Genomic DNA, 12,433 nt, shown 5'->3' on the forward strand with positions numbered 1-12,433 from the left:
CGGGCTGAAAGGAATAAGCAATGTCTCTCACCACCCAATATCCAAGCATTTCCAATGATGAGCGGCTGGAGCGTATCGACGTATTGCGTCGTCGTCTTCGCGAAACAAACATTGGTGCCTTGCTGCTTGGGTCGACCGAGAGCCTGCTTTATTACACGGGCCTTGTCTGGCATTCGAGCGAGCGCCTGCTTGGCGCAGTGATTACGCAAAGCGAGATTGTCTATATCGTTCCGGGTTTTGAGCAGAGCCGTGTGGAAAGCCTACCGCATTTGGCTGGAGAAATCCGCATCTGGCAGGAAGAGCAAAACAGTGCAGCCCTCGTTGCCTCAATGCTGAAAGCCGGTGAAACGCTCGCCATTGACGATGCTGTACCGCTCTTTGTTTACAACGCTTTGCGTGGACAACTTGGCGCGGACCGTCTTGTGGATGCTGGCCCGATCATTCGTGAACAGCGTATCGTCAAGTCGCAGACCGAAATCGACATCATCAAATATGCCATGGGGCTGACGCTGGAAGTGCATCGCCGCGCGCATCAGTTCATTCGTCCGGGCATAGCCGCCTCCGATGTCGTGCGCTTTATCGACGAGCAGCATCGTGAACTGGGCGCTGGTGGCGGCTCGACCTTCTGTATCGTTTCCTTTGGCGAGGCTACCTCTCTGCCTCATGGCGCGGATGGCGAACAGTTCTATAAAAATGGCGATGTTATTCTAGTGGATACCGGTTGCCGGATCGATGGTTATCATTCCGATCTGACCCGCACCTATATGCTGGACGAGCCGACAGCTGATTTTGAACGCATCTGGACAATTGAACGGCAGGCGCAGCAAGCCGTGTTCGATGCTGCGAAGATTGGTGCTGCCTGTTCCAGCCTCGATGATGCCGCTCGCGCCGTGCTGGTCAAGCATGGCTTAGGGCCAGATTATCAGCTCCCCGGTCTTCCGCATCGTGCGGGGCACGGTCTGGGACTGGAAATCCATGAAGCACCTTATATTGTTCGTGGTAATCAGCTGCCGCTTCAACCGGGTATGTGCTTCTCAAATGAGCCGATGATCGTCGTGCCGGGACAGTTTGGCGTGCGTCTGGAAGATCATATTTACATGAGCGCTGAAGGCGCGCAGTGGTTTACGCAGCCCGCCAAGGGACCAACCGAACCATTTGCGTGATTTTTGTTTGTCGCATTATCCTACGCAAAACCGCTACGCACTTTTGCTGGAAATGCTTTAAAGGAGATGCCGATGACGGAAAGCGATACGAACGCCATCCCTGAACGCAAGCGCGGTTCTGGCGGGAAAATGGTCTATGACCTGCTGCGCGATGAAATCCTCGATCTGGTGCTGCCTCCCGGTAGCCCGATCGACGAGGTCCAGCTTGCAGAGCGGTTCAAAATGTCCCGTACGCCAATCCGTGAGGCTTTGGTGCGGCTGGCAGGCGAGGGCCTAATCGACACCCTGCCAAATCGCTCGACCATGGTGTCGAACATCGATTTCCTCAACATGCATACCTATTTCGACGCGCTGACTTTGATGTATCGCGTCACGACCCAGCTTGCAGCCAAGAACCATCGGCAGGAAGATCTGGACATCATCGCGTTGCATCAGGCCGAGTTCACCAAGGCTGTGGAAGCGCAGGATGCACTTTTGATGATTGCAACGAATGCGGAACTTCATCTTGCAATTGCAGAGGCTGGGCGCAATCCCTATTTCACGAGCCTTTTCAAACGTTTGCTAGATGAAGGTCGGCGCATTCTGCGACTTTATTATCAGTCCTATAATGATCAATTGCCCCGCCGTTTTGTGGAGGAGCATGAAGAAATGATCGCCGCAATCGCTGCACGGGACATGAAACTGGCCGAACAGCTGGCTCATGAACATGCAGAGCAAATCGTGCGTCAGGTTCAGAAACTGGTGATGCGCGATGACCGTCTGGAAATAAGTTTGTAGCCCCACATAATTCCTGTCGACAAATAAAATACAGACTGATATATCAGTTATAGAGACTGACAGGCGCCATTGCGTCGCCAGTGCTTCAGTCACTCTGGTTTTGTTTTGTTGCATTTTCCGATCCACGTCGCTTCGCGCATGACGGAAATGCTCTGAGAGGAGTTTTAGATGGCTGCCAATATCTTTTCCGGCGTGATTCCGGCTCTGATGACCCCTTGCAAGGATGATCGCACACCCGATTATGATGCGCTGGTGCGCAAAGGTAAGGAATTGATCGCCGCTGGTATGTCGGCTGTCGTTTATTGTGGTTCGATGGGCGACTGGCCGCTCCTCACCGATGAACAGCGCATGGAAGGCGTTGCTCGCCTGACCGCTGCAGGTATTCCTGTTATCGTTGGAACCGGCGCTGTGAACACAGCTGTTGCCGCAGCGCATGCAGCACACGCGCAGAAGGTTGGCGCCAAGGGCCTCATGGTCATCCCGCGCGTTCTGTCGCGTGGTTCGGTGATTGCAGCGCAGAAAGCGCATTTCAAGGCGATCCTGTCGGCTGCACCTGATCTGCCAGCTGTGATCTACAATAGCCCTTATTATGGCTTTGCCACTCGCGCGGATCTGTTCTTCGCTTTGCGCGCAGAGCATCCGAACCTTGTTGGCTTCAAGGAATTCGGCGGCCCTGCCGACATGCGTTATGCAGCTGAAAACATCACCAGCCGCGACGATAATGTCACGCTGATGATCGGTGTTGATACGGCTGTGTTCCACGGCTTCGTCAATTGCGGTGCAACCGGCGCCATCACCGGCATCGGCAATGTTCTGCCGAAGGAAGTCATTCAGATGTGCAAGCTGTCGCAGGCTGCAGCTGCGGGCGATGCTGATGCACGTCAGCGTGCGCTTGAACTCGAACAGGCGCTTGCTGTGCTTTCTTCCTTCGATGAAGGTCCGGACCTGGTGCTCTATTTCAAGCATATGATGGTTCTGAAGGGCGACAAGGAATACACGCTGCACTTCAACGAAACAGATGCTCTTTCCGACAGCCAGCGCGGCTATGTCGAAGCGCAGTTCAAGCTGTTCAACAGCTGGTATGCCGAGTGGAGCAAGCTCCCGGGCGCCGTTCAGAAATACGCGGCTTGAATATAGTCTGAAAGTAAAAAGCCCTCCTTTCGGAGGGCTTTTTTGTATTAGGAGATCGCATCCAACCCTTTTTCTAGCAGCAGATCAAGCTGATCGGTTTCCGCTTTGGTAAGCTTGACGCCTTCGCTTTCAGATTCCGCGCGTGCCTTGAAGCGGCGTTGTGACGGCAGGCGCGCGCCCTGACCGACGATTGCCTCAAAGAACGCTTCCGCACGGGCAAATGGATCGCCGGGGCGGCCCTTGGCAAAGGCTTCCGGTGAAAATGCAATGATGAGTTCGCCATGCACCGGCGACAATGTGGTGGTGCCAAGGAAGTCGAGCACTTCGGGGCTGGTCAGGTCGCCGATCATGATCGCAGCGAGCAGTTCAACCATTGTGCTGATCGCGGAACCCTTATGCCCGCCAAACGGTAGCATAGCACCCGCAAGTGCTGTTTCCGGGTCAGTCGTTGGGTTGCCTTCCGCATCCAGCGCCCAGCCTTCCGGCAATTGTTTACCAGCACGACGATGAAGTTCGATCTCGCCACGCGCCGCAACAGAGGTGGCAAAGTCAAAGACATAAGGCGATGTTTCCTTGCGCGGCCAGCCAAAGGCAAAAGGATTGGTGCCGAGCAACGGCTTGTTGCCGCCGGTGGGCGCTACGGTTGCATAACTCGGGCACATGACGAGTGCGGCAAGGCCTTCGCTCGTCAGCGCTTCAACTTCAGGCCAGAGTGCCGAAAAATGCGTGCAGTCATTGATTACAAGCGCTGCGATACCGTTTCTACGCGTGCGTTCGGCAAGTGCTGGTACGCCCAGTTCGAAAGCCGGGTTTGCAAAGCCGAAATTCGCATTGACGCGCACGATGCTGGAGGCTTCGTCTTTCACGATTTCTGGAATTGCGTCTGCTTTTACCTTCCCGGCCTTGACTGTGCGAAGCGCACCCTCGATACGGTATATGCCGTGAGATTTGCAGTGATCGCGTTCACCCGCAACAATCACACGAGCGACGGCCGCAGCCTGTATAGCGTTCAACCCTGCTTTACGAAAAATCGCCTCTACGCGTTCGTGAAGCGTGGCAATGCTCAGGATGGTAGTCTCGCTCATCATGCGTCTTTCATGGCTGTGCCTGACGGGAGGGGCCCACAGGCAATTGATATCTGCGCACACACTGTATACAAACATTTGGGGTATACAATCATTAGGCAAGTGCAATTTAGATGCAGCCGGATACTGGCTTAATTGCACGTCGATTTCTACAGGAGGATGTACGAATGGCATTTACGCCCAAAGGAAAACACCTTGTTGCTGGCGAATGGCTCGACGGAGCCGGCACTTTTGAATCTTCACCAGCAAGTGGGCCTGCTCATTCGTTTGCAGTCGGTACAGTCGATCTGGTGAATCGCGCCTGCGAAGCAACCGAAGACGCTTTCTGGTCTTACGGTTATTCGACCCGCGCCGAACGCGCTACTTTCCTGCGTGCAATCGCTGATGAAATTGAAGCACGCATTGCTGATATCGTCGTGATCGGTTCGCAGGAAACCGGATTGCCGGAAGCGCGTCTTCAGGGTGAAACCGGACGCACCACCGGCCAGCTGCGCCTGTTCGCTGACCATATCGAAAAAGGCGATTATCTTGATCGCCGTTTTGATGCAGCGCTTCCTGATCGTCAGCCAGCGCCACGTCCTGAAATCCGTCTGGTTCAGCGTCCAATTGGGCCTGTAGCGGTTTTCGGTGCATCGAACTTCCCAATGGCATTTTCGACTGCCGGTGGTGACACCGCAGCAGCCCTCGCTGCCGGTTGCCCTGTGGTTGTAAAGGGCCATTCAGCACATCCAGGAACGGGTGAAATCGTGGCACAGGCTGTTGAAGCCGCTATTGCCAAGACGGGCGTTCATCCGGGTGTGTTCTCGCTCATTCAGGGCGGACGCCGCGATGTCGGCCATGCGCTGGTTCAGAATCCAAACATCAAGGCTGTTGGCTTCACCGGTTCGCTGGCTGGTGGCCGTGCATTGTTCGATCTTTGCGCAGCACGTCCTGAGCCAATTCCATTCTTTGGTGAGCTTGGCTCGGTCAACCCGATGTTCCTGCTGCCAGAAGCTATGAAAGCCCGTGCTGAAACGCTCGGACAGGGCTGGGCCGGTTCGCTGACCATGGGCGCAGGACAGTTCTGCACCAATCCTGGTATCGCAGTCGTTCTTGACGGAGCTGATGCAGATACCTTCACAAAAGCTGCTGTTGAAGGTCTCAAGAAGGTTGCTCCGCAGACCATGCTGACCGACGGTATTGCGCAGGCATATCATGACGGCAAAGAGCGTTTTGAAACGCGCAATGCAGTCAAGCCACTGTATGAAACCGAGTCATCGGGCCGTCAGGTTTCGCCAAATCTGTTTGAAACCACCGGCGAACGTTTCCTGTCCGATCATGCGCTTGGTGAAGAAGTGTTCGGTCCTCTCGGACTTGTTGTTCGCGTGGGTTCGGTCGACGAGATGGAAAAGCTCGCGCGCGGCTTTGAAGGTCAGCTGACCACGACCATTCATATGGATGGTGGTGACATCGCCTCTGCACAGAAGCTGCTTCCAGTGCTGGAACGCAAGGCAGGTCGTGTTCTCGTCAATGGCTTCCCAACTGGCGTTGAAGTGGTCGACTCGATGGTTCATGGCGGACCATACCCGGCATCCACCAACTTCGGTGCAACCAGCGTTGGCACGATGTCGATCCGTCGCTTCCTGCGCCCGGTTTCCTATCAGAACTTCCCGAAGGAACTTCTGCCAGAAGACTTCGCGTAATCGCGTAAATACAAAACAGAAAGCCCCTCTATTGGAGGGGCTTTTTTATTGGTTGTTCGTAAAGCGCTGCGGCTAGTTTTCGGATGGCCTCGGCGGTACGCGGACCAAATCCCAGCATATATGGCCCCTCAAGCACGAGGAGCGACTGGCTTTTAGCGGCTGGAGTTTGCTGCAAGGCTTTGTGCGAGAATACCTCTTCGCGGGTTGGCCCGCCACTTCCATCTGAAAGCATCAGAACGACGTCGGGCTCAGCCTTGACCAGCCATTCTTCCGATACAGGCTTATAGCCGGAATAGACGGACAGCGGATTGATCCCGCCTGCATAACGGATGAAAGCATCGGCAGCCGTATCACTGCCCGCGCCGCTCAGACGTGCCAGGCCATGAAAGAAGACCACTTTCTTTTGTTTCTCTGCCGATATCTTGCTGGCATAAGCCGTCGCGACATCAAAATCGTCGATGACTTTCTGCGTCAGAGCATCCCCTGCTTTTTCGAGGTCGAGGCGTTTTGCAATGAGCCTGATCTTTCTGACCAAGCCCGCACGACTGTTATCGACCGGAATATAAAGGATCTCGACCGCTGACTGGTTGAGTACATCGGTTGTTTCCGGTGGCCCAATGTCTTCGGATGCAATGATGAGATCTGTGTTGAGTGTCAGGATGCCTTCCGGCGACAGGCTGCGGCGATAGCCGACATTGGCTTTCGTGGCAGTCTCGGCTGGGTATTTGCTGCTGCGATCAACTGCGATGATCTTATCGCCTGCACCCAGTGCAAAGATGATTTCCGTGACATCCGGGCCGAGCGAGACAATACGTGATGCCTCTTTGGTTTCCGCGAGTGCAGGTGCCTGCTGAAAAGCGAAAAAGACCATCAAAGTGAAGAGTGATTTTGCGATGCGGGCCTGAATATGAGTGGGAAAATGCACGATTGTTTGATCCGATTGATACCATGAATTCGATCAATCAAACTTATTTAACATGAGTAAATTAATCAAGTTAAATGAAGTGCTGTAAATCATACCAAGCTTTAGGCTTCAGCTGATGGTCGCTTTCGAATTGCGTCGAGAATACTTCTTTACAAGACGGAAGCTTTGCTTGTGAGACGAACGGCCGGAAGAGTCGACCAATGCGGATAGCGCTCGCGCATAATCAAGTACAAGGCCCGGCGTCCAGGCCATGGATTCAGCACGTTTACGCATCAAACCCGCTGCCCACAACTCAGGAAAAACGATTGCCTGCAAGGCTCTGAAAACCGGCCATCTATGTTCGCGATAAACACCTTCGAGAGCTGCATCGAGAGCATCCGCAACGGCGCTGGAGCAGTTTCTGTTTGTGAGATTATAGGTGTCGTTAGCGCGATAATGTTTCCAGAATGCGCGTAGTCGAGCTGCATCGATATTTTTGATCTCAACTTGAACCGTTGAAGGGCACCATTCAGTTGATTCAACTTCATAACTCGGGAGGAAGCGACCGGGTACGTTGTTATCCGCTGTAGCCCGCAAAGTGCGACTGAACTCGTCGGGATTGCGGTCGATTTCGGCAGCGGGATAATGGCTGATGTAAAGATCAGGGGACATTTCAAGTGCGGCATGACCGGTCGAGATAACGCCGTTGCCGTCGATGGCAGCAATATAACGGTTGATCGCTCGCTGACGGAGAGATGTCATTGCTGTACCAGTTGGCGTCCAGACATGAACGGTCAACTGCTTGCGATTTCTGGCATTGCGCTTTCTATAAAGCTGTGCGGCACGGTGATTGAAAGGATTGCGGCTCAGAATGCTTGTGAGTGATGCACCATCCTCGAGGCGTTTTATCCGGAAGGCTATGTTCAGAAGCCCGATGCCAGTTAGTACAAGTACCGCACCGACATTGGTGCCAACCGTACCTTCATACCAGGTAGGCCAAGGCTGGAGCGTTGCGATGGCCAGCAAGACTTCGACGATGCCGCCAATCAGTCCTACTTTCCAGCGTGGATAACGTACAACCCAAGCGCTGCCAATGCGGACTATGCCGTCAATGAGGAAGCATAGTCCGAACAGTATAGCGAGCGCGAAATTGCTCGCCGGTGTTGAGCTAATAATCAATATGCTGACGCCAAGGAGGGCTACACCCTGCACGATACGCATTCTTCGGGCCGTGCCGTAACTGGCAAAGGCTGCAAACAGGCATAAGGCGGCTTCGGGCAGCAGAAAATAGCCAAATAGGCGTGCTGAAATAACGGTTTTGCCATCCAGAGCATCGATGATGATGAGCGCTCCGCCGACGATCCAGAGGATGGAGATTGCAAGCAATGTCCTCCAATGCCGCTGTATGATCTCGCGACCAAGCAGAAGAAACAGTATCCGTATCACCCCACCACTCCGAAATCTGTTTATGTGACCTTTAATAGACAGAATGTTTGGTAGGTTTCAATGTAAAAGAAAACTAAAATTGAGCCATATTTATTGGCCCTGTTTGTTGATGCATTTTTTTAGATGAGAAGAATATGTATTCAACAAAAAAGCCCCGAAAACGGGGCTTTTGAATTTTCAAAACATGTCAACTGATCGCTCGCCCGATCCATATGAGAATACATGCACCTATGAAGCCCGCTACCAGATAACCAAGCCATCCGCCAAAGGATACGCCAAGGAAGCCGAAAATAAAGCTCGCAATAGCAGCGCCGATAATACCCAGAATGATATTCATGAATATGCCGGTATCGCTATTCATGAAGTTGGATGCGATCCAGCCTGCAAGGCCACCAATGATAATTGCTGCTATCCAGCCTATACCTGCGTCACCCATTTCAGTGCTCCCTGTCTGACAGAATATTTAACGATATGTATCAGCACGTTGTTTCGACAAGGGGCGCTCGCGAACGCCAACATGTTTTCAAGTAACGGGTCTATGGCTGTTTCTTTTGCAATTAGCTGGAGAGTCGACTTGTGAGTAGCTGTTCCGCTTTTCCACGTTCGTTTGGCATCAGATCGATCCGCTCAAGCCGTTCGTCCAGCAGAACAGGTAACGTACCTTCTGCGCGGGCCACGGCCAGGCCAAAAGTCTCGTTAGTCTTTTCATCATAGTAAAGATAAGGCGTCTCGGTCTTCGCGAAGCTTGAAAGAATAGTCCGCTTCTTATGAGCCTTTAGCAAAGGAGTATAACCAACTTTAACGCGCCCCAAGCTGTCTTTGCGCGAGACAATCTTTGCCCAGCAAAGCTGGAGCGGTGATGCTGTCTTCGCTGCGGAAATGGCGCTCGAAATTTGGAGAAAGCGTTTAATAAAGAGGATGACGCAGCCAACCATGATGCCAACAAGCACAACGCCTACGCTCAGGCGGTTCCAGAATTCATCGAGAGCTAAAGTAAGTGTCGCATTGTCTGGGTTGGATTTTTGCACGACGACGTCTGTCTCATAATCACCACTCGACAGACTTACAAAGGAAAAGTCGACAGTCTTGAGTTTTGTCTCGCCTTCGTAACGATAAGAAAGCGTGGCTTTGCAATCGGTGATCATCTTTTTGCTGCGGCAGCTTCCATCAAAAATGGTGGAATCTTCAATAATAAGAGGGTCGTTCTTGATTAGATAATCAGAGTAAAGTCCCGGTCCCCACAAAACCGTTACAACAACTGAGATGATTGCGAATATGATTGCCAGTAATAGCAATTTCCATCTATCCGCAAATCCATGCTTTTTAATTTGAATTGGTCGGACAGGGATAACGCCAGACAAATCCGGCAATGTGTAATTGTCACTCATAGATTTAACATCTTCGGTTATTGGGAGGAAGGATGTGTCATCTAGCGGACTATTAGCTCGTACTTGAATAAAATTATCCAGATATCCAGTAACGTAAGGTTACGGTCTTTATATTTACGGGAGCTGCGAGTGCTCATTTCTCGTGGATATTTGAATGTGGATTCAACTCATGCGTGCCTGCTGCTTTGCAGAAAGGTTTTATCGGAACAAAAATCTCATCCCGTGCATTTCGGTCGTGACAAACACGTCATAATGCCGTTTCGGAGAATGAATATGCGCCGTTTTATCCTGTCTGCTGCCGCTACAATTGCTATCGTGTCGTTTGCGAATGCCCAGACCGCTACGATGACTGAAGAAACGGAAACAGAAGTTTTTGTAACAGCAAAGCCAACGGATGTTCTTAGCTATAATCTGATTGGCCTTAGCATTTTAAACGGCGACAATACGACGATTGGTGAAATCAAGGATTTGATTATTTCTGACGGCCACCTTGCAGGATATATCATATCTGTAGGTGGTTTTCTGGGAGTGGGGGAAAAGTATGTCGTTGTTAGCCCGGAAGCAGTGGATATCACTTATTTTGACGATGAGAAAAAATGGTCCGCAGTTATGAATTCGACCAAAGATGAAATACAGAAAGCACCGGAATTTAAATACGAAGGTCGCTGGGCTAAATAAGCGTATTGATGTCAGGAGGAATGAGGTTTTCTAATATTTCGGCATTCACCTGAACGCTTGAGGAACAGTTCCCCACTTTCCTGGTTTTCCTAGTAGAAGTGATGGTCGTATCAACCGAACGCGAGGGTATGGAAAACACGGGCATTTTTCGGTTTCTTCCTGTGGCCAACGAAATGGCAGCCGAGTTCTTGTCCTCTCCGGCTGTCGATCTCTTCTCCCACATGAACTCAAAATTCTTCGCTCGGGTTCTTTCGCATTCGAAATTAATTAGCGAGATCTGAAAAGTCATCAACTGACTGTCAATCCTTTGGACGCTCATCGCATTGCTATTTGTATTTTTACATCGGTTGGCAGAGCTGCATCGGAGCGCGAGAAGGCCTCGATGCTTTCGTTGAAATCATATGTAGCGGATATCTTTCAACCTGCCTGATTGACGGTCATTGCGATCATGTGAAGAATATTATCGGCGCTACATCCGCGTGAGAGGTCGTTGGCGGGTTTTGAAAGACCTTGAAGCACGGGGCCGATGGCTTGTGCTCCGCCGATGCGCTGCGCAATTTTATAGCCTATATTGGCGGCTTCCAGATTGGGAAACACAAAGACATTTGCATTCCCTTTGAGCGGAGACTCCGGTGACTTCGCATGACTGATTGCTTCAACAAATGCAGTGTCGAATTGCAGCTCGCCATCAACACAAAGATCTGGTCTCCTTGCACGCACAGTGTTGGTCGCCTCAATAACTTTTGAGACGCGTTCATGTGCGGCGCTGCCACCGGTCGAAAATGAAAGCATCGCGACCGCCGGGTCTTTCCCGGTTAGCTGTTTAAAAGAGTCTGCTGACTGCATGGCGATATCGGCCAGTTGGCCGGAATCCGGCTCGACCACAAGGCCGCAATCCGCAAAAATGAAAGCCCCTTTTTTCTGATGATATGATTGGCACAACAACATCAGAAAAAAACTCGAAACAAGCGATGCGCCTTTCGCCTTTCCGATAATCTGCAAGGCGTGGCGGACAACATCGGCTGTTGTGGCAACGGCACCGGCGACAGTTCCATCCGCGTCGCCCGCGCGCACCATCATGGCTGCAAAACCAAGCGGAGTTTTCACTATTTTCAAGGCCTGCTCTTCCGTCATGCCCTTGGCGTGCCGTAATTGATGAAGCTTATCGGCATAATCCGCGTATTTATCAGACATTGCCGGGTCAATAATCTGTATCCGCGTTCCTGCAATCTGATCAGCTATGACATCAGCCGACCCCAGCAAAGTAATATGCGCAATTTTCTCCTGCTCTGCACAAAGGGCAGCTTGGATGACACGCGGGTCTTCGCCTTCCGCCAGAACAATGTGACGTGGCTGTGATCGGGCTTTTTCAAAAATTCTTTCCAACGGAAGCATGGCAAAATCTCATGAAAGGCCGGGAGGAAAGCCTCCCGGCATCATCGTTAAACAGGCATCTGCTCGCGCATATCCACTTTATCAATACCAGCTACGACAACCGGCTTCTTCATCGCATCGCGACGGAAAGGTTCGCCCAGCTCCTGATTGAGTATGACCTCAATAAAGGTCGTAACCCCCTTGGACTGATCATCAATTGCCTTCTGCAAGGCTTCAGTGAGCGATTGCTGGGTATCAACAGTGACGCCCTCAAGGCCACAACCATCCGCCACTTTGGCGTAGCTCAGGTTTGGATTGAGCTCGGTCCCAACGAAGTTATTGTCGTACCAAAGCGTTGTATTGCGCTTTTCTGCACCCCACTGGTAGTTGCGGAAAATGACCATCGTAATGGCTGGCCAGCCTTTGCGACCGATGGACGTCATTTCGTTCATCGAGATCCCAAAAGCACCATCCCCTGCAAAACCAACCACAGGTGTATCGGGTTGGCCGATCTTGGCACCTACGATGGACGGAAAGCCGTATCCGCATGGACCGAACATGCCGGGTGCCAGATATTTGCGCCCGGTTTCAAATGTTGGATAGGCATTGCCGATGGCACAGTTGTTTCCGATATCAGTGGACATGATGGCATTCTTCGGCATGGCTGCCTGAATGGCGCGCCATGCCTGTCGTGGAGACATGCGTTGCTTTTCGCGTTCGCGTGCGTCTGCATTCCATTGTGTGCCTGGATCATCATCTTCATGATCCATCGACGAAAGCTGCTGCAACCAGGCTGATTTGCGCT

The 12,433-nt window shown here is 51.9% G+C and carries 12 protein-coding genes; 5 read left to right on the forward strand and 7 right to left on the reverse strand.

Translation table 11 applies throughout. The features are described from left to right. Positions 1–20: 20 nt before the first annotated feature. From ABWV94_RS21370 to ABWV94_RS21380, 3 genes are all read left to right on the forward strand, one after another. Positions 21–1,163 carry a M24 family metallopeptidase gene (locus ABWV94_RS21370; RefSeq protein ID WP_113497560.1) on the forward strand — a complete coding sequence of 381 codons (1,143 nt, stop codon included), beginning with the start codon at positions 21–23 and terminating at the stop codon, positions 1,161–1,163. A gap of 72 nt (positions 1,164–1,235) precedes the next feature. Then, the gene (locus ABWV94_RS21375; RefSeq protein ID WP_007879932.1) at positions 1,236–1,940 is read left to right on the forward strand and encodes a GntR family transcriptional regulator; all 705 of its coding nucleotides are present in this window, start codon (positions 1,236–1,238) and stop codon (positions 1,938–1,940) included. Positions 1,941–2,108: 168 nt separating this feature from the next. Next, positions 2,109–3,071 carry a dihydrodipicolinate synthase family protein gene (locus ABWV94_RS21380; RefSeq protein WP_079213627.1) on the forward strand — a complete coding sequence of 321 codons (963 nt, stop codon included), beginning with the start codon at positions 2,109–2,111 and terminating at the stop codon, positions 3,069–3,071. Between the two features lie 47 nt (positions 3,072–3,118). Here the strand turns inward: ABWV94_RS21380 and ABWV94_RS21385 are convergent, their stop codons facing one another. Then, positions 3,119–4,156 carry an Ldh family oxidoreductase gene (locus tag ABWV94_RS21385; RefSeq protein ID WP_113497580.1) on the reverse strand — a complete coding sequence of 346 codons (1,038 nt, stop codon included), beginning with the start codon at positions 4,154–4,156 and terminating at the stop codon, positions 3,119–3,121. Positions 4,157–4,323: 167 nt separating this feature from the next. Here ABWV94_RS21385 and ABWV94_RS21390 point away from each other — a divergent pair, with 167 nt between their 5' ends. After that, positions 4,324–5,838: an aldehyde dehydrogenase (NADP(+)) gene (locus tag ABWV94_RS21390; protein ID WP_113497562.1), complete on the forward strand. Its 1,515-nt coding sequence runs from the start codon at positions 4,324–4,326 to the stop codon at positions 5,836–5,838. A 28-nt stretch (positions 5,839–5,866) separates the two neighbouring features. On the opposite strand, the gene ABWV94_RS21395 is transcribed toward ABWV94_RS21390, so the two are convergent. The 4 genes from ABWV94_RS21395 to ABWV94_RS21410 all read right to left on the reverse strand — a co-directional run bounded on the left by ABWV94_RS21395 (position 5,867) and on the right by ABWV94_RS21410 (position 9,576). Next, complete coding sequence (locus tag ABWV94_RS21395) at positions 5,867–6,763, reverse strand: heme/hemin ABC transporter substrate-binding protein (protein ID WP_113497564.1); 897 nt, start codon at positions 6,761–6,763, stop codon at positions 5,867–5,869. Positions 6,764–6,871: 108 nt separating this feature from the next. Beyond that, complete coding sequence (locus ABWV94_RS21400) at positions 6,872–8,188, reverse strand: HdeD family acid-resistance protein (RefSeq protein WP_231195550.1); 1,317 nt, start codon at positions 8,186–8,188, stop codon at positions 6,872–6,874. Between the two features lie 187 nt (positions 8,189–8,375). Beyond that, complete coding sequence (locus tag ABWV94_RS21405; protein WP_007879920.1) at positions 8,376–8,624, reverse strand: GlsB/YeaQ/YmgE family stress response membrane protein; 249 nt, start codon at positions 8,622–8,624, stop codon at positions 8,376–8,378. A gap of 121 nt (positions 8,625–8,745) precedes the next feature. Beyond that, positions 8,746–9,576: a hypothetical protein gene (locus ABWV94_RS21410; RefSeq protein WP_162761709.1), complete on the reverse strand. Its 831-nt coding sequence runs from the start codon at positions 9,574–9,576 to the stop codon at positions 8,746–8,748. Between the two features lie 273 nt (positions 9,577–9,849). Between ABWV94_RS21410 and ABWV94_RS21415 the strand changes: the two genes are divergently transcribed. Beyond that, the gene (locus tag ABWV94_RS21415) at positions 9,850–10,254 is read left to right on the forward strand and encodes a PRC-barrel domain-containing protein (RefSeq protein ID WP_007879917.1); all 405 of its coding nucleotides are present in this window, start codon (positions 9,850–9,852) and stop codon (positions 10,252–10,254) included. 417 nt (positions 10,255–10,671) lie between these two features. Here ABWV94_RS21415 and pta read toward each other — a convergent pair whose 3' ends face one another. Together pta and ABWV94_RS21425 are read right to left on the reverse strand one after the other, a co-directional pair. After that, complete coding sequence (gene pta / locus ABWV94_RS21420; protein ID WP_353415279.1) at positions 10,672–11,649, reverse strand: phosphate acetyltransferase; 978 nt, start codon at positions 11,647–11,649, stop codon at positions 10,672–10,674. A gap of 47 nt (positions 11,650–11,696) precedes the next feature. Beyond that, the coding region (locus tag ABWV94_RS21425; RefSeq protein WP_353415280.1) for a thiamine pyrophosphate-dependent enzyme at positions 11,697–12,433 on the reverse strand (737 nt) is incomplete at its 5' end.

The sequence above is a fragment of the Brucella sp. NBRC 12953 genome (assembly GCF_040369775.1).
Lineage (GTDB): Bacteria > Pseudomonadota > Alphaproteobacteria > Rhizobiales > Rhizobiaceae > Brucella > Brucella pseudogrignonensis.

Coding starts and splice junctions, on each gene's coding strand:
- ABWV94_RS21380 (WP_079213627.1), top strand. CDS start 2,109: ATGGCTGCCAATATCTTTTCCGGCGTGATTCCGGCTCTGATGACCCCT.
- ABWV94_RS21390 (WP_113497562.1), top strand. CDS start 4,324: ATGGCATTTACGCCCAAAGGAAAACACCTTGTTGCTGGCGAATGGCTC.
- ABWV94_RS21410 (WP_162761709.1), bottom strand. CDS start 9,576: ATGAGTGACAATTACACATTGCCGGATTTGTCTGGCGTTATCCCTGTC.
- pta (WP_353415279.1), bottom strand. CDS start 11,649: ATGCTTCCGTTGGAAAGAATTTTTGAAAAAGCCCGATCACAGCCACGT.
- ABWV94_RS21375 (WP_007879932.1), top strand. CDS start 1,236: ATGACGGAAAGCGATACGAACGCCATCCCTGAACGCAAGCGCGGTTCT.
- ABWV94_RS21370 (WP_113497560.1), top strand. CDS start 21: ATGTCTCTCACCACCCAATATCCAAGCATTTCCAATGATGAGCGGCTG.
- ABWV94_RS21415 (WP_007879917.1), top strand. CDS start 9,850: ATGCGCCGTTTTATCCTGTCTGCTGCCGCTACAATTGCTATCGTGTCG.
- ABWV94_RS21405 (WP_007879920.1), bottom strand. CDS start 8,624: ATGGGTGACGCAGGTATAGGCTGGATAGCAGCAATTATCATTGGTGGC.
- ABWV94_RS21385 (WP_113497580.1), bottom strand. CDS start 4,156: ATGAGCGAGACTACCATCCTGAGCATTGCCACGCTTCACGAACGCGTA.